This is a genomic window from Microbacterium sp. NPDC064942, assembly GCF_049545525.1.
Lineage (GTDB): Bacteria > Actinomycetota > Actinomycetes > Actinomycetales > Microbacteriaceae > Microbacterium > Microbacterium gawkjiense.
Map to the genome: position 1 here is coordinate 72,031 of NZ_JBMWDR010000003.1, position 17,617 is coordinate 89,647.

A 17,617-nucleotide genomic window follows, 5' to 3' on the forward strand; every position below is an offset into this window, starting at 1 on the left:
GGGATGCGGGGGTGCGCGTCAGTATTTCACGGCACCCCACCCGCGGGGCTGGGAGGGGTCAGGTGAGGATGAGCGTCCGGATGGCGGATTCGGGCGACACGGTGGTGTCGAGCAGGATGCCGCGACGGTAGCGGTCGAACACGCGCGGGTCGATGTACGAGCTGCGCGCCACCGACGGGGTGTTGCCGAGCGTCTCGGCGGTCACCTTGACCGCGAGGACCTCGGCGCGTTTGAGGTCGGACTTCTTCGTCGAAGGCCCGATGCGGGCGAGGGCGTCGGCGGCGGTGATCGTGCCCCGCAGGGTGCGGAAGTCCTTCGCCGTGAACGTCCCCCCGGTCATCGACCGGACGTAGAGGTTGACGTCCCGGGGCGTGAGGGCGACGCGGCGACGCCCGCGGAGGTAGGCGAGCAGCGGCGAGCTCGGCCTGCCCGCGACGAGCAGCTCCACGGCCGCGGCGAGGTCGGGGTCCTCGACCTCCATCTCCTGGCGCTGGCCGCTCTTGCCCGGGAAGCGCAGCGCGACGACGGTGCCGTCGACGACGGCGTCCCGGCGCAGCAGCGTGGTGAGGCCGCGGCTGCCGTGCTTGACGAGGTAGCGCTCGGCTCCCACGCGCGGCGCGGCGAGGTCGAGCAGCCGGAAGGCGGCGGCGAGCACGCGTTCCTGGTCGATGTCCTCGCGACGGATCGACGTCGTGACGCGTCCGCGCGCCCGCGGCAGCGCCTCGGCGAGCTGCAGCGCCCGGGCGTACTTGCCCTTGTCGCGTCCCGCCGTCCACTGCGGGTGGTAGCGGTACTGCACCCGCCCCGCCTCGTCGACGCCGGTCGCCTGGATGTGCCCGTTCGGGTCGGAGCAGATCCACACGTCCTGCCACGCGGGCGGCAGGACGAGGGCGCGCACGCGGTCGGCCTCCGCCTTCGGGAGGGGGTCGCCGTCGGCATCCACGTACCGGAAGCCGGTCCCGGAGCGCAGCCGGCGATAGCCGACGTCGGTGCCGGGCCGCACCCGCTTGAGCCGTGGCACGTCAGTGCGATCGGAGCATGTCGATGAGGTCGGCCTTGCGGGCATGGGAGTACCCGCGGATGCCGAGCTCCTTCGCGCGGCCGCGGAGGTCGGCCACGGTCCAGTCCTCGTAGTCTCCGGACGCGCCGCCCCGGCGGCCCACGGCGCTGCGGCCGTCGCGCGCGGCGGCGTTGGAGATGCGGGCCGCCTTCTCCTTCGAGGCGCCGTCCTTTCGGAGCTCTTCGTAGAGGTCGGGGTCCTTCAGGCTGTTCGAGCCGCGTCCTGCCGGCATGGTGCATCCGCCTCACGTGATCGATGCGGACAGGGATCGCCCGCGTCCGGCCACGTTATGTCACCGCCCGCAGCGCCTGTCAAGGGCCTGATCCGCCTGGGAGAACGCTGATAGCAATGTCTACGACGCACACCCGCGTCACCCCCGCTCCGGCGGACAACGGAGACAAACAGAGGGAGCCTCCAATGAACCTTGCACTCATCATCATCATCGTGATCGCCATCGTGCTGGCGATCGTGGGTGGCATCACGGAAGGTCTCCAGTTCCTGCTCTGGGTGGCCATCATCGTGGGTGTCATCGCGCTGATCGCCTTCTTGCTGCGGGTCCTCCGCAAGAACACCTGATCGTCTGACGCGCACCCCCAGGCGCGTCAGCGGCGCTCGCCCCCACGAGCGCATCGAGGCCCCCTCCCGATCTCGGTCGAGGGGGCCTCGTCACGTCCGCTCACGACCGGTCGAGGTGGTGGCGCAGCGCGTCCCGGACGAACGTCGCGCCCGCCGTCCCGCCGTAATTCGCACCGAAGCGGTCGTCGGCCACATACATGTCGGCGAGGCCGAGCACGTATCCGCGGAGGTCGCCGCCGTCGGCGGCGGGCGTTCCGGGGATGCTCTCGAGCCACGCGATGTGCCGCGCGGCGAGCTCCTGCGCCTCGTCGGAATCGGGACGGATGCCGCGGCCCGCCGCATCGCTCCAGTCGGAAGTCAGCTGCGCGCTGCGCTCCATCCAGCCCTTCTTCTCCTCGGCCGACATCCCGCGCCACCAGGCGTCGGAGCGCGCGTACGCGTCGGCGCCCCAGCGTTCGGTGACCTCCTCGCGGTGCACGGTGTGGTCGAAGCCGTCGAACATGTTCTCGGCCATGGGTTCCTCTCCTCTTCTCCTCGCGTCGAGGGTCGATGCGACGGCGGCGATCTGCCGGTCGATGCGCGCGCGTTCGGTCTCGAGCCAGCCCAGGTGGGTGGCCAGCGCCGCGGTCTCGTCGACGTCCTCGGCGAGGACCTCGGCGATGCGGGGCAGACCCAGTCCGAGCTCGCGCAGCAGCAGGATGTGCTGCAGGCGGCGCAGGGCGGCGGCGTCGTAGAACCGGTAGCCCCCGGTGCCCGTCCGCGTCGGCGACAGGAGTCCGACCTGGCCGTAGTGGCGCAGGGTGCGGCTCGTCGTCCCCGCCAGGCGGGCGAGTTCCTGGATCGACCATTCACGCGTCATGACGACCACGCTAGAAGTTGACGCAGCGTCAAGGTCAAGCGCTCGTTGCACATCGGTCTCGACAATTCGAGATATATCGTGTTACGGTGCCTGCAACGCGATATATCTTGATTCGCGATCGACCGCAGGAGACAACATGACTCTCGAGAAGTGGCTGGTCCAGCCCGGGGAGACCCGCGTCATCGACCTCGACGGCATCCGTCGACTCAAGGTGGGACTCGTCGGCGGACAGATCGACGTCGTCGCCCACGACGAGCCCGGCGTCCGCATCGAAGTGCACTCCGTCACGCAGAAGGAACTGCGCATCGAAGCTCGTGACGGTGCAGTGGAGATCGATCACGCACAGCTGCGCTGGGACAACTTCCTGTCGTCGTTCCGCAACTTCGGCAGCGGCGGACCGCAGGCGGAGGTGAGCATCGCGGTTCCGCGCGAGATCGCCCTCACCCTCGGCGTCGTCAGCGCGAGCGCGCTCGTGGCGGGGCTCGTCACCGACGCGAAGCTCAACACCGTGTCGGGTGACATCATCGTCGACGGCCTGACCGGCGACGTGACGGTGAACTCGGTCTCGGGCGACGTGCAGATGCGCGACCTCACCGGCACGCTCAACGCCAACGCGGTCTCGGGCGCGATCACCGCGGCCGGCACGATCCGCACCGCGTACGCCGACACCGTCAGCGGCGCCGTCCTCATCGACTCGGTCGGACCGACCCAGAACGTCTCGTTAAATACGGTCAGCGGCGCCGCAACCCTGCGCCTCGATGAGGCCGTAGCGGCGAAGTACACCCTGCGCACGGTCAGCGGGAAGCTGAGCGTCGACGGGATCGACCGGTCCCAGAGCGGGATCGGCTCGACCTACTCCGGATCGGTGGGCGAGCTCAGCGGCTCGTTCGCGGAGGTCCGCGCCAACACCGTTTCGGGCGACGTCTCCGTCATCCGACGCGTCGCCTCGGCGATCACCGACCCGACCCCCGCGGCAGAGGAGTACTGAGATGCCCCCCGTCTTCTCCCACGGCGACCTGCGCCTCTACCTGCTGAGTCTGCTCGACGAGGCGCCGCGCCACGGGTACGACCTCATGCAGGCGCTGTCCGACCGCACCGGCGGCACGTACACCCCCAGCGCCGGCACGATTTACCCCCGCCTCTCGAAGCTCGAGGAGGAGGGTCTCGTCACCAAGACCGTCGACGGCCGCAAGACCGTCTACGAGATCACGGATGCCGGTCGCGCCGAAGTGGCGTCGCGCTCGGGCGACCTCGCGGGCATCGAGGCCGGCCTCGCGGACAGCGTCCGTCTCATCGCCGACGAGGTGCGCGCGGGCGTGCGGGAGGCCATGCGCAGCCTGCAGGCCGACCTGGCCGCGGCATCCGCTGCGCCCAGCCGACCCGCGGCGCCCCCCTCGACCGATCCGCGCGCGGCGGCGCGCGAGCAGGTGCGACGGGCCGACGAGCTGCTCGCCGAGTTCCGTGCCGGTCTGCGAGCCGACCTGCGCGGTCACGTCGCCCGCGGCGGCGACCTCGCGGCATCCGTCGTCGACGACCTGAAGACCGCGCTCGACGAGACGGCCGAGGCCGTCCGGCGCGCGATGCGCAGCTGACTCAGCTGCCGGGCCAGAGCTCCTCGGGCCAGTCCTGCCGGTCGCGCCACAGGTCCTCGTCGTCCTTCACGGGCTCCCCCAGGGGGACGACGAGGACGGGGCGCGGCTGCCGGTGCGCGAGGCGTGCCGCGACCGACCCCGTGAAGAACTCCCGGATCGAGTCGCCGATGCCGCGCTTGCGCGTGCCGACGACGATGAGACGCGCCTCGGTGCGCTCTGCGAGGTCCTTCATCGCCAGCGCCGGGTCGCCCGCCAGCATCTCGAGCGACCACGCGACGTCGATGCCCGACAGCGCCGCGGTGGCCTGGTCACGCAGCTGGGCCTCGAGCGCTTCGCTCGGGATCGCGTCGAGATTGATCGGCGCCGTGTGGACGTAGCCGTCGGGATCCTCGTACGAGACGAACCGGGTGATGTCGACGTGGGCGATCAGCAGGGCGGCGCCGTGGAGCCGGGCATACTGCGCGGCTTCGCGGAGCACGCGGGCCGGCTGCCCGGGCACGATCCCCGCGATCACGGGACGATGCGGACGGCGGGTCTGCGGCTGCGATACGGCATCGGACATGTCGGATCACCCTTCCTGGATCCCCGCCGCGAGGGCGGTGGGAACGCTCCGTGGTACCCTGAATGCTACTCTTCCCGGCCATTGCCGGACTGTGACTCGTCGGGCTGCCGGACCAAGCCCGCACTCGTGAAATGAGGGGGTTACGCATGGGGCGTGGCCGTCAAAAGGCGAAGAACACCAAGATCGCCCGTGAGCTGAAGTACGACACGTACAGCTTGAACATCAACGCGCTCGAGCGTGAGCTCGGCGCGCCCGGTGACGAGCAGTACGAGGACAAGTGGGCCGACCAGTACGCCGACGAGGACGACGAAGAAGACCCGTCGGCCGCGGCCCCGGCATCCTTCGAGAAGGCCTGACCCCTCGCTCGTCCGCTCACCACGAACCGTGGCGCTGTTCCCACTCCTGTTCGACCGTCTTCCGTCGCGCGATCACGACGCCCGCCGGCACGGCGAGCAGTGAGATCGCGAGGAGCATGAACAGCGGCACCGTCCACGAACCCATCGCATCGTGGATGAGGCCGACCCCGATCGGCATCAGCATCGTCACGCCGTAACCCAGGCTCTGCGCGAACGAGCTCAGCGCGACCGTCGCGTCGTGCGTGCGCGTGCGCAGCCCGACGGACGTCAGGACGAGCGGGAACAGCAGCGGCAGGATGCCGAGCAGCGTGACCCAGAGCCAGGGGGCGGATGCCGGGGCCACCAGCAGCCCACCGGCGCCGAGCACCCCCGAGGCCGAGGCGACGATGAACAGCGGCAGCACGACGCCCCGCCGGGCGACGAGCACCGGCACGACGAGCGACGCGGGCAGCCCGATCAGCGCGAAGAGCGACAGCAGCGTGCCGGCGACCTGCGGCGTCACGCCCGCCGTGTCGACGAGGATCTTCGGCAGCCACGCGAACGACGTGTAGGCGACGGCGCTCGAGACGAAGAAGGTGACGGCGAGGGCCCAGGCGGTGGGCAACCGCCACATCCGCCCGAACACCCGTGTGCTCACGGGTTCGAGGTCCACCTCGGCGAGGGCGGCGCGGCGGGCGCGCAACGCGAGCACGATCCAGGGGGCGAGCCCGGCCAGGGCGAAGACCGCCCAGAGCCCCAGCGACGTGCGCCACCCCGCGGCATCCGCCACGGGCACCGCGACCAGCGGAGGCACGAAGGTCGAGATCGCCATCATCGTCGAGTAGACCGTGGTCATCAGGCCGATGCGGTCGGGGAAGTACTTCTTGACCAGCGCGGGCAGGAGCACGTTGCCGACCCCGACCCCGGCGAACACGAGCGCCGAGCCGAGCAGCAGCCCGTACGCGTCGATGGCGGCCGCGCGCGCCACCAAGCCGAGAGCGACGGCGCCGAGTGCGACGAGCGTGGTCCGCTCGAGCCCGAAGCGACGCTCGAACCCCGAGGCGAGGAGGCCGAACACCGCGAAGCACAGCGGCGGCACGGTGCCGATCAGGCCGAGCACCGCGGCGGGAAGGACGAAGTCCTCGCCGATCGCATCGAACAGCGGCGAGAGCGACGCCACCGCCGAGCGCAGCGAGAACGCGAGCAGGACGATGCCGACGACGGCGAGGATCCGACCACGACGCACGGCGAGGGGATCGGGGGACGTCACCGATTCAGCCTAGGCGGCTCAGGACTCCTGGGTGCCCTCGACCCAGGCGAGGTACTCGTCGCTCACCGTGCCGGTGACGTACCGACCGTCGAAGCAGCTCATGTCGAGGTCCTCGACGTCGGGCGCACCCTCGAGGATCGCGGCCTTCAGGTCGTCGATCTCCTGGTAGACGAGGTAGTCGCAGCCGAGCTCCTCGGCGATCTCGGGGATCGTCCGGTTGTATGCGACGAGCTCGTGACGCGACGGCATGTTGATGCCGTACACGTGGGGGAAGCGGATGGGCGGGGCGGCCGAGGCGAAGGTCACCGAGGTGGCCCCGGCATCCCGTGCCATCTGGATGATCTCGCGCGAGGTGGTGCCGCGCACGATCGAGTCGTCGATGAGGAGGACGTTCTTGCCCTTGAACTCGGTCGACATCGCGTTGAGCTTCTGGCGCACGCTCTTCTTGCGGATCGCCTGGCCCGGCATGATGAACGTCCGGCCGATGTAGCGGTTCTTGTAGAAGCCCTCGCGGTACTCGATGCCGAGCTTTCGCGCGACCTGCATCGCGGCGGGACGCGAGGAGTCCGGGATCGGCATGACGACGTCGATCGAGCCCTCGGGGGTGTACTTCGCGATCGTGTCGGCGAGGCGCTCGCCCATGCGGAGGCGGGCCTCGTAGACCGAGATGCCGTTCATGACCGAGTCGGGACGGGCGAGGTAGACGTACTCGAACGAGCAGGGCACGAGCTTGGGGTTCGGCGCGCACTGCTTCGTGAAGAGGTTGCCGTCGAGATCGATGAAGACCGCCTCGCCGGGCTCGACGTCGCGGACGACCTCGAAGCCGCCGTTCTCGAGGACGAGCGACTCGGAGGCCACGGTCCACTCGTACCGGCCGTTCTCGGCCCGGCGGGTGCCGAGGATCAGCGGACGGATGCCGAAGGGGTCGCGGAAGGCGAGCAGACCGTACCCGGCGATCAGGGCGATGGCGGCGTACGAGCCCTCCACGCGCTGGTGCACGCGCGTGACGGCCTCGAAGATCTGCTCGTGGTCGAGCTCGAGCCCCGAGATGACGGCCTGCAGCTCGTTCGCGAGGACGTTGACGAGCAGCTCGGTGTCGGAGCTCGTGTTGAGGTGCCGGCGGTCGGTGCGGAAGAGCTCCTCGGTGAGCTCGCGCGTGTTCGTGAGGTTGCCGTTGTGGACGAGGACGATGCCGTACGGGGCGTTCACGTAGAACGGCTGCGCCTCCTCCTCGTTCGAGGCGGTCCCCTTCGTCGCGTACCGCACGTGACCGAGGCCGATCGTGCCGAGGAGCGAGCGCATGTCACGGGTGCGGAACGCCTCGCGCACCATCCCGCGGTTCTTCGCGATGTGGAAGATGCCACTCGACTCCGCTGTCGCGATGCCGGTCGAGTCCTGCCCGCGGTGCTGCAGCAGCAGCAGTGCGTCGTAGACCTCCTGGTTGGCGGGTCCCTGTCCGACGACGCCGACGATTCCGCACATGGGTGTAGCTCAGTCCGTTTCTGCGTAGGAGCCGACGAGACGGACCGCGCCGCCGTCGACGCCCTTCGCGCCCTGCTCGTAGTCGCCGGCCGGCAGCGCCGCATCCGACACCGTCCCGACCTGCCAGGTGTGGATGCCCTCCGCGGAGAGGGTGGACGCGGCGGCGTCGGCGGCCTCGGCCGACACGACGGCGAGGAAGCCGATGCCGAGGTTCCAGGTGCCCTCGGTCTGCTCGAGCGACAACCCGCCGATGTCGGCGAGGACGCGGAACACGGGCGGGGGCGACCACGTGGCGCGGTCGACGTCGACCCAGGTGCCGACGGGCAACACGCGGGCGAGGTTGGCCGCGATGCCGCCGCCGGTGACGTGGCTGAGGGAGTGGACGGCGCCCGGGTGCGCGTCGATCGCGCGCAGCAGCGGCGACGTGTAGAGGCGCGTCGGCTCGAGGAGCTCCTCGCCCCACGTGCGACCGAAGTCGGCGGCGTTGTCGCCGTACCCGATGCCGGCGTTGGCGATGATGTGGCGGATCAGCGAGTAGCCGTTGGAGTGGGGACCGCTCGAGGCGAGCGCCAGCACGACATCGCCCGAACGCACCCGGTCGGCGCCGAGGACGGCATCCGCTTCGACCACTCCCGTGGCCGCTCCCGCGACGTCGTAGTCGTTGACGCCGAGCAGGCCCGGGTGCTCGGCCGTCTCGCCGCCGACGAGCGCCGTGCCGGTCGCGGCGCAGCCGTCGGCGATACCGCGGACGATGTCGGCGATGCGCTCGGGGAAGACCTTGCCCGTCGCGATGTAGTCCGTCATGAAGAGCGGCTTCGCGCCGACCACGACGATGTCGTCGACGACCATGCCGACGAGGTCCTGGCCGATCGTGTCGTGCTTGTCGAGGGCCTGCGCGATGGCGACCTTCGTGCCGACGCCGTCCGTCGAGGTCGCGAGCAGGGGCTTCGTGTACCCGAGGAGGGCCGAGGCGTCGAAGAGGCCGGCGAAACCGCCGACGCCGCCGAGCACTTCGGGGCCCTGGGTGCGACGGACGGCCGATTTCATCAACTCGACGGCGAGGTCCCCCGCCGCGGTGTCGACGCCGGCAGCGGAGTAGGGATCGGTGGGAGTCGAGGCCACCCGCACAGCCTACCGGCCCCCGGACGCCGCCTGCTTCCGCCGCGGAGGCGACGCGGAGCGGACGGGGACCACAGGCGAGCCATAGGATGGCGCCATGGGCGGGGCTGAGCGGCCCGAATGGGTGGTGCGGGAGGACGCGAGTACGACGGTGCTCGTCGCCTTGTTCGTGCGCCAGGCACTCGGCATCCGTGCCCCCGAAGAGCTGCCCCACCTGCGGGGAGCCCCCGCGGCACCGCCCGCCGGCGATGACGACGACGCCCGCCTGCTGCAGCGGCAGTGGCTCGCGTACTGGGCGATGGCGGTCGAACCGCAGGCGCACCCCTCCCCCGTGCCTCTCGATCTCGTCGACGGTTACGAGACGCTCGCCGTGCTCCCCGTCGACGGTTTCGACGAGCTCCGCGCCGCCATGGCGCCGCTCGCCGACGATGCCGTCGCCTTCGCGCGGTGGGCCGCCGATCGCTACACGATGCAGGCGCGGGCCGGATCGGCGAGCAGCTACCGGGCCTACGCGAGCGCGATCGCCGAGCACGAGCGCCGCGTCGGCCGGCGGGCGCACTCGTTCGAGCTGAACGTGCAGGTGCTGCCGCTCACGCAGCGCGGCGTCTGGTGGATCGGCTCACTGACGATCGCCGTCACCGACGGCCTGCGCGGCGACGTCGCGGCGTTCGATCCGGCGATCCAGCCGATCATCGCCGAACTCGCCTGAGGCGGGCTCAGTCCTCCGAGCCCTCGACGCGCTCGCGCTCGATGCGCACGGTGCGGTGCTTCTTGCCGAGCACCCGGTCGAAGACGAGCGCGACGACCGCGCCGACCGCGATCCCGGCGGGCACGCACCACAGCAGCAGGAAGCCGAACACCTGGCTCTGCGAGTAGCGCGCTCCCGTGCTCTCGCTGATCGCTCCGTCGCCGAACGCGAACGTCAGGATGAGGGCGACGAGGATGCCGAGGGCCGCCCCGACGGCGAAGAAGGCCGCGAACCGCGGGGTGCGCCGCAGCTCGGCGGACTCGACGTGCGTTTCGGAGTGCTCGGCCATGCTTCCATTGTCCACCCCCGTCTCAGGGGAGCGGGTCGCCGACGGTCTCCGGCTGGGCGGCGCGGGCACTGTTGCGCTTGCGCCGCTGGACCGATCCGACGGCGAGGATGACCGTCACGGCCGTGGCGATCCCGACGACGATGAGCGGGACGAGGATGCCGGGGGCCGCGGCATCCTGCTCCTCCTCCTCGACGACCGCGGTGTCGGCGATCGTGGTGCAGTCCGCGGTCACGGTGAGATCGAGGTCCTCGAGGGTGCCCGCCCAGAGCAGGTCGGAACCGTCGGCGGTCGCGTCGGTCTGCGCGTCGACGCCGTCGAGGTTCATGGTGTCGCCCGATTCCGAGACGGCGACGGCGCGGAGGTCGACCTCGGCGAGCGCCGCTTGGGGGATCAGTTCCGTCCCCTCGGGCTGCACGTCGAACAAGAGGGTGCCCGAGCCGCCGTCGATCACGAGGGTCGGGGCGGACAGCGTCGTCTCGACGCCCGCGGCGCTCGTGTAGGCGACGGTCCCGTCGAAGCTGAGGCTGCCGGAGGGGCGGACCGGCTCGAGCACGCCGGCGCCGCCGTCGAACGTGAGGATGCCGCCCTCCGCCGAGATGGCGCCGTCGGTCCGCAGCTCATCGGCGCCGGAATCCCAGACGGCCGTCGCCTCGGAGACGACGCACGTCGGCGTCGCCGCGTTCGCGGGCGCCACGGGCGCGAGGAGGACCGCAGCCGCACCGATCAACCCGGCGACGAGGGGACGTGTGACGCTCCGGGGGTGCCGTGCCTGCATGGGGATCCTCTCCGCAGGCGATGGTACCGGGGCAGGTCAGGGCCGGAGCGGCAGCAGCCCGTCGAGGTTCGCCCGGACGCCCGACGCCCGGACGGTGCCGGCGGTGACGGCGTCGGCCCAGGCGACCCGTCCGGTTGCGAGAGCGATCCAGGTCGCGGCATCCGTCTCGATCACGTTCGGCGGGGTGCCGCGCGTGTGACGCGGTCCCTCGACGACCTGCACCGCGCCGAACGGCGGCACACGCACCTCGACGGAGTTGCCCGGCGCCTTCTCGACCAGCAGCTGCAGCAGGTAGCGGACCGCCGTCGCCGTCTCGGGACGCGTCGGGGTGCCGGCGGCGACGGCCGCGAGGGCGTCGCGTCCGTCGCCGGTGCTGATCGTGCGGGCCATGGCAGCCACCGTAACGCGCGCAGGCCGGTCGGTAGGCTGGCGGGGTGAAGATCCTGGTCCTCGGCTCGGGCGCGCGCGAGCACGCCATCATCCTCGCCCTCGCCGCCGAAGGCGCCGGGCACGAGATCTTCGCGGCCCCCGGCAACGCCGGCATCGCCGCCGACGCGAGGATCGTCCCCGGGCTCGATCAGAACGACCCCGCGGCCGTCACCGGCTACGCGAACGAGGCGGCGATCGACCTCGTCGTCATCGGCCCCGAAGCCCCCCTCGTCGCCGGCGTCGCCGACGCGCTGCGTGAGCGCGGCATCCCCGTCTTCGGTCCCGGCGAGGCCGCCGCGCAGCTCGAGGGCTCGAAGGCGTTCGCGAAGCGGATCATGGATGCCGCGGGCGTCCCGACCGGTCGCGCGGCGCGCGCACACACCCGCGACGAGGTCGCCGCGGCGATCGACGAGTTCGGCGCCCCCTACGTCGTGAAGGCCGACGGTCTCGCTGCCGGCAAGGGCGTCATCGTCACGTCCGACCGCGACGCGGCGCTCGCGCACGCCGACACCTACTTGCCGAGCGGTCCCGTCCTGGTGGAGGAGTTCCTCGCCGGCCCCGAGGTCTCGCTCTTCTTCGTCTCCGACGGCGACATCGTGCGGGCGCTCAGCCCTGCGCAGGACTTCAAGCGCGCGTACGACGGCGACGAGGGCCCGAACACAGGCGGGATGGGCGCCTACTCGCCGCTCCCCTGGCTCGGCGAGCGCTTCGGCGGCGAAGACGCGTTCGTCGCGCAGGTGACCGCCGAGGTGGCCGAGCCCGTCATCCGGCAGCTGGATGCCGAGGGCACCCCGTTCATCGGGCTGCTCTACGCGGGCCTCATCCTCACCGAGTCCGGCGTCAAGGTGATCGAGTTCAACGCCCGCTTCGGCGACCCCGAGACGCAGGTCGTCCTGGCGCGTCTGCGCAGCCCGCTGTCACGCCTGCTGCTGGCGGCGGCCAGCGGCACGCTCGAGTCCGAGCCGGCCCCCGAGTTCTCCCCCGAGGCCGCCGTCACCGTCGTCCTCGCGAGCGAGGGATACCCGGAGGCGCCGCAGACCGGCCGCGCCATTGAGGGGACGGATGCCGCGGCATCCGTCGACGGCGTGCACCTGGCCCATGCTGCGACCGCCACCGCCGACGGTGCGCTCGTCGCCACCGGCGGGCGCGTGCTCAACGTCGTCGCGGTGGGCGCCGACCTCGCCGACGCGCGCGAGCGGGCGTACACCGCCCTCGAGCGCATCACCCTCGAGGGCGGGCACTACCGCCGCGACATCGCCGCCCGCGCCGCGGGCTGAACCCCGCGCGCGCCACCGAGCGCTGCGCTCAGCGCTGCGCGAGGTGCGCGGGGCGGCGCAGGAACAGCACGAGCACGACGCCGAGCGCGATCACGGCAGCGGGCAGGAGCATCGCTTGAGCCATCGCGGCGGAGAACCCCTCGGCGACGACGGGAGGCATCCCGCCACCGCCGCCGAAGTCCCCGCCCGTCGCGTCGCCGGCACCCGGCAGGTTCGCCTCGAGGCGCGACTGCATGACGGAGGCGATGGCCGCGGAACCGATGACCGACCCGATCGTCCGGGTCGTGTTGTAGATGCCCGATCCGGCACCCGCCTGCTGCGGCGGCAGGTTGCGCGTAGCGGTCGTCGCGAGCGGTCCCCACATACCCGCGTTGGCGACACCGATGACCGCCGACGGGATCAGCAGCAGGAGGATCGGCGCCTCGGTGTTCATGAGCAGGGAGTACCCGGCGAGCCCCGCAGCCATCAGCGTCAGTCCGGGGACCAGCAGCACGCGGGGGTCGACGCGGTCGAGGATGCGGCCCGCGAAGGGGGCGAGCACACCCGAGAGCACCGCCATCGGAATGAGGAGCAGGGCCGACTCGGTCGGCGTCAGCCCGCGCGCGAGCTGGGTGAAGAACGCCATCGGCAGCGCCATGCTCGTCACGGTGAAGCCGACGGCGGCGATCGCGAGGTTGGAGATCGCGAAATTGCGGTCGCGGAAGAGCCGGAGCGGCACGAGCGGCACGCTCTTCGTGCGGCCCTGCGTCCAGATGAAGATCGCGAGGACGACGACGCCGGCGGCGATCATCGCCCACACCCACGCGGCCCAGTCGTAGTGCTCGCCCTCCTGCAGGCCGAAGACGATGAGGAAGAGGGCGACCGCACTCAGCACGACGCCGAGGACGTCGAACCGGTGCGGGTGCGTCTCGAGCTGCGGCACGAGCCGCCAAGCGAGCACGAAGGCGACGACGCCCACGGGGATGTTCACGAAGAAGATCCACTCCCACCCGAAGCCGTCGACGAGCAGGCCGCCCGCGAGCGGACCGACGAGGGTGGCGACACCGGCGGTCGCGCCCCACAGGCCCATCGCGGCGCCGCGGCGCTCGGCGGGGAAGGTCCGGGTGATGACCGCCATCGTCTGCGGCGTCATCAACGCGGCGCCGAGGCCCTGCGCGGCGCGCGCGATGATCAGGGCCATGAGCGAGCCCGAGAGTCCGCACGCGAGCGACGCGAGAGTGAAGATCGCGAGGCCGATCAGGTACATGTTCTTGGGCCCGAACCGGTCGCCGAGACGGCCGGTGACCAGCAGCGGCACGGCGTAGGTCAGCAGGTAGGCGGACGTGACCCACACGACGTTGTCGAGGTTGCTCGTGGTCGGGTCGAGGGCAGCCTTGATGGCGGGGTTCGCGACCGAGACGATCGTCGTGTCGACGAGGATCATGAAGAACCCGATGACGAGCGCCCAGAGCGCGGGCCACGGGTTCGTGGGGGCGGCGGGTGCGCTAGGGGCGCGGACGGTGGACGTGCTCTCGCTCATGCGCGTGCGGCTTCTCTCTGTGCCAGATAGCGGTCGGTGGCGGGGATGTCGACGACACCCCAGACGGTGTCGGGACGACGGATGAACTCGACCGCTTCGTCGAGCCAGGCGATGTCGGCGTCGAGGAGCGCCGCCTGGCGGTGCACCTCGATCAGGAACTGGGGGTGCGATCCGTGCGCGATCGCGCGATCGCGGGCGCTCCGATGGGCGTCCAGGGATGCCGCGAGCAGCTCCCGACGCTGGGAGAGGAGCGCGAGCACCTCGTCGCGGGGCAGGTTGTGCGCTTCGGTCAGGGCGATGCGGAAGCGGCCCGGGTCGTCGACCGACACGAGCTCGCGGCGGATCCAGGCGAGGAGGTCGGCGGCACCGGCATCCGTCAACGCATACGTCGTGCGCTCGGGGCGGTTGCCGTCGCGGCCGCTGCCGACCTCGACGATGCGACCCTGCCGTTCGAGGCGGGCCACCGTGTGGTAGATCGTGCCGTGGGTGAGGGCGATCAGCCGGTCGGCGCGGCGCTCGCGCAGCAGGCGCACCATCTCGTACGCGTGCATGTCGTCCTCGTGCAGCAGCGCGAGGAGCATGACGGCGGTCGGCGTGAGCGTCGCCGTGCCGTGCCGTGCGCCATGGAGCCTCCCGATGAATTAGTCCATGTGGACTATATGCCGGTCCGACGACACCGGGATCACTGGTCGGGACGCAGCACCGCCCACGCGCGCGACACCTCGTCGCCCGTCATCGAGATCTGCACGCCGACCATCCGGTCGACACGGATCCCGGTCGTCCGACCCGGCCCGCTGCACCCCTGCGTGAGGGCGATGGGCCCGGAGAAGTTCACGGGAGGGTCGTCCTCGCCCACGGCCGGCGACAGGGACAGCGTGATGGTGGCGTCCCGCGGGACGCAGTCGAAGTCGAGCACGTAGTCCTGGTCCCTCACCGCACTGCTCGACACGCTCACGACCGTCACGGGGTCGACGCCGACGGCATCGCTCTCGAACACCAGGCGCGAGGCCTCGAGCGGGTCCTGCTCGGGGACGGCGTACGAGGGGTCCACCGATTCTTCGGATTCGGGCGTCGAAGTGGGGGTCGGGGTCGGCGCGGCCTCGGCCGACCTGGTCGGGGACGACGACGGCGTCGGCGCGGCGTCATCGACCGCGGCCGTCGAGACGCAGCCGCTCAGTCCGAGCGACACCGCGAGGGCGGTCAGGGCGAGCAGGGGGCGACGCATCCCGCCACGGTACGCGTTCCGCGCTCCCGCCATAATGGGCTGGTGACGGATGCCGCGACCCCCCTGCCCGGATGGACCCACGTGTACTCGGGCAAGGTCCGCGACCTCTACCGGCCCTCCGACGGCGCCGATGACGGCCGACTGCTCGTGGTCGCCAGCGACCGTGTCAGCGCGTTCGACCACGTGCTCGAGCCGGCGATCCCCGGCAAGGGCGCCCTCCTCACCGCGCTGTCGCTGTGGTGGTTCGAGCAGCTCGCCGGTGCCGACGGCGGCCGCGCGATCGCCAACCACCTCCTCCCCGGCCAGACGCCGCCGGCCGCGACCGACGGGCGCGGCATGGTCGTCCGTTCGCTTGACATGCTGCCCGTCGAGTGCGTCGTCCGCGGCTACCTGACCGGCTCGGGATGGGTCGAGTACCAGGCGGACGGCACGGTCTGCGGCATCCCCCTCCCCACCGGCCTCGGCAACGGCGACCGCCTGCCGGAACCGATCTTCACCCCGGCCTACAAGGCCCCGCTCGGCGAGCACGACGAGAACATCTCCTTCGAGCGCACCGTCGAGCTCGTCGGCGCCGAGCGCGCGGCCGAGCTGCGCGACGCGTCGCTCGAGATCTACCGCCGCGCCGCCGCCCTCGCCGAGGCGAAGGGGCTGATCCTGGCCGACACGAAGTTCGAGTTCGGCCTCGACGCCGACGGCGTCCTCACCCTCGCCGACGAGGTGCTCACAAGTGACTCGTCGCGGTACTGGGATGCCGAGACCTGGCGCACCGCCGAGACCCCCGCCGCGCGCATGGCGAGCTTCGACAAGCAGATCGTGCGCGACTGGCTGGCGGCGCATTGGGCCCACGCGCCCGGAGGCTCGGCGCAGCGCAATAGCGATGCGTCGAGTGGGCGTGGGGAGGACAAGCAGGGCACGCCGCCCGTCGTCCCCGACGAGATCGTCGCCCAGACGGCGGCGAAGTACCGCGAGCTCCTCGCACGCCTCACGTCCTGACGGCGTCGCTCCCACGCACTCAGCCGGCTCCCAGGTAGCCTGACGCCAGGCATCCCCCATTACCCGAGGAGTACGCGCATGCCCATTTGGACCCTCCACGGCGACGGCCGTCGCGTCGCCCCCGGTGCCGTCGTCACCCCCCGCGAGCGCCTCGGCTGGGGCACCACGATCGCCATCGGCGCCCAGCACGTCGTCGCGATGTTCGGCGCGACGTTCCTCGTGCCCCTGCTCACCGGGTTCCCCGTCAGCACGACGCTGCTCTTCTCGGGCCTCGGCACTCTCCTCTTCCTGCTCCTCACCCGGAACCGCCTCCCCAGCTACCTCGGGTCGTCGTTCGCGTTCATCGCGCCGATCACCGCCTTCGGGCCGGGCGAGGGCAAGCCGCTCGACAGCCCCGAGCAGATCGGGCAGGCGCTCGTCGGCGTGTTCGTCGCCGGCCTCCTGCTCGCCGGCATCGGCTTCCTCGTGCAGGCGACGGGGACGCGCTGGCTCGAGAAGCTCATGCCGCCGGTCGTGTCGGGAGCGATCGTCGCTCTCATCGGCCTGAACCTGGCACCCGCCGCCTGGAACAACTTCACGACCGACGCGGTGCTCGCGACGATCACGCTCGTCGCGTGCATCCTGTTCGCGGTGCTGTTCCGCGGCATCCTCGGGCGCGTCTCGATCTTCCTCGGCGTCGTCGTCGGCTACATCGCCGCGCTGATCATGGGGCGGGTCGACTTCACCGGCGTGGCGAAGCTCATCGAGGACCGCGCGTGGTTCGGGTTGCCCGCCTTCCACCTGCCGTCCTTCGGCGACCCGATCGCGTGGGGCCTGCTCCCGATGTTCCTGCCGGTGGTGCTGGTGCTCGTGGCCGAGAACGTCGGACACGTCCGCGGCGTCGCGACCATGACCGGCGACCCCACCGTCAACACGCGGACCGGTCGCGCCCTCGTCGCCGACGGACTCGCGACGACCCTCGCCGGCGCGTTCGGCGGCTCGGGCACGACGACCTACGGCGAGAACATCGGCGTCATGGCGGCCACCCGCATCTACTCCACGGCGGCGTACTGGGTGGCGGGCATCATCGCGGTGCTGCTGTCGTTCTCGCCCGTCGTGGGCGCCGTGCTCTTCACGATCCCGAGCGGCGTGATCGGCGGGGTGACGACCGCCCTCTACGGCCTCATCGGCGTCATCGGCATCAAGATCTGGGTCGACAACCAGGTCGACTTCTCCCGCCCGGTCAACCAGTACACGGTCGCGGTCGCCTTCGTCGTCGCGATCGCGAACTTCACGATGGACCTCGGCCAGCTGCAGTTCGGCGGCATCGTCCTCGGCACCCTCGCCGCGCTCGCGATCTACCACGGCGGCAACGCCATCGCCCGGGCGCGCAAGACGGGGGCGGATGACGGGGGCCCGATCGTCCCGATCGGTCAGCTGGGCGGCGACCCGGACTGAGTTCCGGCGCCGCGCGCGTGGGAACAAACGGGAAGCGGCGGCGTTACCGATTCATGTGAATACGCCTACG

21 protein-coding genes are annotated in these 17,617 nt (G+C 71.3%); 8 read left to right on the forward strand and 13 right to left on the reverse strand.

Translation table 11 applies throughout. The features are described from left to right. Window positions 1–58: 58 nt before the first annotated feature. Together ACPEH2_RS06655 and ACPEH2_RS06660 are read right to left on the reverse strand one after the other, a co-directional pair. The gene (locus ACPEH2_RS06655; protein ID WP_423718481.1) at window positions 59–1,021 is read right to left on the reverse strand and encodes a DNA topoisomerase IB; all 963 of its coding nucleotides are present in this window, start codon (window positions 1,019–1,021) and stop codon (window positions 59–61) included. Between the two features lies 1 nt (window position 1,022). Beyond that, window positions 1,023–1,292 (reverse strand): DUF7218 family protein, encoded by a 270-nt coding sequence (locus tag ACPEH2_RS06660; RefSeq protein WP_217529101.1) that lies wholly within the window; start codon window positions 1,290–1,292, stop codon window positions 1,023–1,025. 185 nt (window positions 1,293–1,477) lie between these two features. On the opposite strand from ACPEH2_RS06660, the gene ACPEH2_RS06665 reads away from it, so the two are divergent. Next, window positions 1,478–1,636: a hypothetical protein gene (locus tag ACPEH2_RS06665; protein ID WP_164499361.1), complete on the forward strand. Its 159-nt coding sequence runs from the start codon at window positions 1,478–1,480 to the stop codon at window positions 1,634–1,636. Window positions 1,637–1,736: 100 nt separating this feature from the next. Here the strand turns inward: ACPEH2_RS06665 and ACPEH2_RS06670 are convergent, their stop codons facing one another. After that, window positions 1,737–2,495, reverse strand: coding sequence for a MerR family transcriptional regulator (locus ACPEH2_RS06670; protein WP_253034846.1), 759 nt, complete (start codon window positions 2,493–2,495; stop codon window positions 1,737–1,739). 136 nt (window positions 2,496–2,631) lie between these two features. Here ACPEH2_RS06670 and ACPEH2_RS06675 point away from each other — a divergent pair, with 136 nt between their 5' ends. Continuing rightward, window positions 2,632–3,483: a DUF4097 family beta strand repeat-containing protein gene (locus ACPEH2_RS06675; RefSeq protein WP_423718483.1), complete on the forward strand. Its 852-nt coding sequence runs from the start codon at window positions 2,632–2,634 to the stop codon at window positions 3,481–3,483. A 1-nt stretch (window position 3,484) separates the two neighbouring features. Further along, a complete protein-coding gene (locus tag ACPEH2_RS06680; protein WP_423718485.1) occupies window positions 3,485–4,087 on the forward strand; it encodes a PadR family transcriptional regulator in 603 nt (200 codons plus the stop codon). Window position 4,088: 1 nt separating this feature from the next. Here the strand turns inward: ACPEH2_RS06680 and ACPEH2_RS06685 are convergent, their stop codons facing one another. Then, window positions 4,089–4,649 carry a universal stress protein gene (locus ACPEH2_RS06685; RefSeq protein ID WP_423718486.1) on the reverse strand — a complete coding sequence of 187 codons (561 nt, stop codon included), beginning with the start codon at window positions 4,647–4,649 and terminating at the stop codon, window positions 4,089–4,091. A gap of 146 nt (window positions 4,650–4,795) precedes the next feature. On the opposite strand from ACPEH2_RS06685, the gene ACPEH2_RS06690 reads away from it, so the two are divergent. Further along, a complete protein-coding gene (locus ACPEH2_RS06690; protein ID WP_064003512.1) occupies window positions 4,796–5,005 on the forward strand; it encodes a DUF3073 family protein in 210 nt (69 codons plus the stop codon). Window positions 5,006–5,021: 16 nt separating this feature from the next. Here ACPEH2_RS06690 and ACPEH2_RS06695 read toward each other — a convergent pair whose 3' ends face one another. The 3 genes from ACPEH2_RS06695 to purM are packed head-to-tail and all read right to left on the reverse strand — an operon-like array spanning window position 5,022 to window position 8,864. Beyond that, window positions 5,022–6,254: a CynX/NimT family MFS transporter gene (locus tag ACPEH2_RS06695; protein WP_253034848.1), complete on the reverse strand. Its 1,233-nt coding sequence runs from the start codon at window positions 6,252–6,254 to the stop codon at window positions 5,022–5,024. Between the two features lie 18 nt (window positions 6,255–6,272). Continuing rightward, window positions 6,273–7,736, reverse strand: a complete 1,464-nt coding sequence (purF, locus tag ACPEH2_RS06700; protein ID WP_064003510.1) for an amidophosphoribosyltransferase — start codon at window positions 7,734–7,736, stop codon at window positions 6,273–6,275. Window positions 7,737–7,745: 9 nt separating this feature from the next. Continuing rightward, window positions 7,746–8,864: a phosphoribosylformylglycinamidine cyclo-ligase gene (gene purM, locus ACPEH2_RS06705; RefSeq protein WP_308210392.1), complete on the reverse strand. Its 1,119-nt coding sequence runs from the start codon at window positions 8,862–8,864 to the stop codon at window positions 7,746–7,748. Window positions 8,865–8,952: 88 nt separating this feature from the next. Here purM and ACPEH2_RS06710 point away from each other — a divergent pair, with 88 nt between their 5' ends. Then, window positions 8,953–9,564 carry a zinc-binding alcohol dehydrogenase gene (locus tag ACPEH2_RS06710; RefSeq protein ID WP_423718488.1) on the forward strand — a complete coding sequence of 204 codons (612 nt, stop codon included), beginning with the start codon at window positions 8,953–8,955 and terminating at the stop codon, window positions 9,562–9,564. Window positions 9,565–9,571: 7 nt separating this feature from the next. Here the strand turns inward: ACPEH2_RS06710 and ACPEH2_RS06715 are convergent, their stop codons facing one another. Genes ACPEH2_RS06715 through ACPEH2_RS06725 form a run of 3 tightly spaced genes read right to left on the reverse strand, consistent with a single transcriptional unit; the run spans window position 9,572 to window position 11,057 of the window. Next, a complete protein-coding gene (locus tag ACPEH2_RS06715; protein ID WP_064003507.1) occupies window positions 9,572–9,892 on the reverse strand; it encodes a hypothetical protein in 321 nt (106 codons plus the stop codon). A 22-nt stretch (window positions 9,893–9,914) separates the two neighbouring features. Continuing rightward, complete coding sequence (locus ACPEH2_RS06720) at window positions 9,915–10,667, reverse strand: HtaA domain-containing protein (protein ID WP_423718489.1); 753 nt, start codon at window positions 10,665–10,667, stop codon at window positions 9,915–9,917. 36 nt (window positions 10,668–10,703) lie between these two features. Then, window positions 10,704–11,057 carry a sterol carrier family protein gene (locus tag ACPEH2_RS06725; protein WP_366213462.1) on the reverse strand — a complete coding sequence of 118 codons (354 nt, stop codon included), beginning with the start codon at window positions 11,055–11,057 and terminating at the stop codon, window positions 10,704–10,706. A gap of 44 nt (window positions 11,058–11,101) precedes the next feature. Here ACPEH2_RS06725 and purD point away from each other — a divergent pair, with 44 nt between their 5' ends. Continuing rightward, a complete protein-coding gene (gene purD / locus ACPEH2_RS06730; RefSeq protein ID WP_423718490.1) occupies window positions 11,102–12,373 on the forward strand; it encodes a phosphoribosylamine--glycine ligase in 1,272 nt (423 codons plus the stop codon). A 28-nt stretch (window positions 12,374–12,401) separates the two neighbouring features. Here purD and ACPEH2_RS06735 read toward each other — a convergent pair whose 3' ends face one another. The 3 genes from ACPEH2_RS06735 to ACPEH2_RS06745 all read right to left on the reverse strand — a co-directional run bounded on the left by ACPEH2_RS06735 (window position 12,402) and on the right by ACPEH2_RS06745 (window position 15,117). Further along, window positions 12,402–13,892: a DHA2 family efflux MFS transporter permease subunit gene (locus ACPEH2_RS06735; RefSeq protein ID WP_423718491.1), complete on the reverse strand. Its 1,491-nt coding sequence runs from the start codon at window positions 13,890–13,892 to the stop codon at window positions 12,402–12,404. Then, window positions 13,889–14,473, reverse strand: a complete 585-nt coding sequence (locus tag ACPEH2_RS06740; RefSeq protein ID WP_423718492.1) for a PadR family transcriptional regulator — start codon at window positions 14,471–14,473, stop codon at window positions 13,889–13,891. Before ACPEH2_RS06740 ends, ACPEH2_RS06735 begins: the two co-directional genes overlap by 4 nt. Window positions 14,474–14,574: 101 nt before the next feature. Then, window positions 14,575–15,117 carry a hypothetical protein gene (locus ACPEH2_RS06745; RefSeq protein ID WP_366213457.1) on the reverse strand — a complete coding sequence of 181 codons (543 nt, stop codon included), beginning with the start codon at window positions 15,115–15,117 and terminating at the stop codon, window positions 14,575–14,577. A 42-nt stretch (window positions 15,118–15,159) separates the two neighbouring features. Between ACPEH2_RS06745 and ACPEH2_RS06750 the strand changes: the two genes are divergently transcribed. Next, window positions 15,160–16,110 (forward strand): phosphoribosylaminoimidazolesuccinocarboxamide synthase, encoded by a 951-nt coding sequence (locus ACPEH2_RS06750; protein ID WP_423718493.1) that lies wholly within the window; start codon window positions 15,160–15,162, stop codon window positions 16,108–16,110. Window positions 16,111–16,188: 78 nt separating this feature from the next. Next, entirely contained in the window at window positions 16,189–17,547 is a 1,359-nt protein-coding gene (locus ACPEH2_RS06755; RefSeq protein ID WP_423718494.1) for a uracil-xanthine permease family protein, read from the forward strand. Window positions 17,548–17,617: the final 70 nt, after the last annotated feature.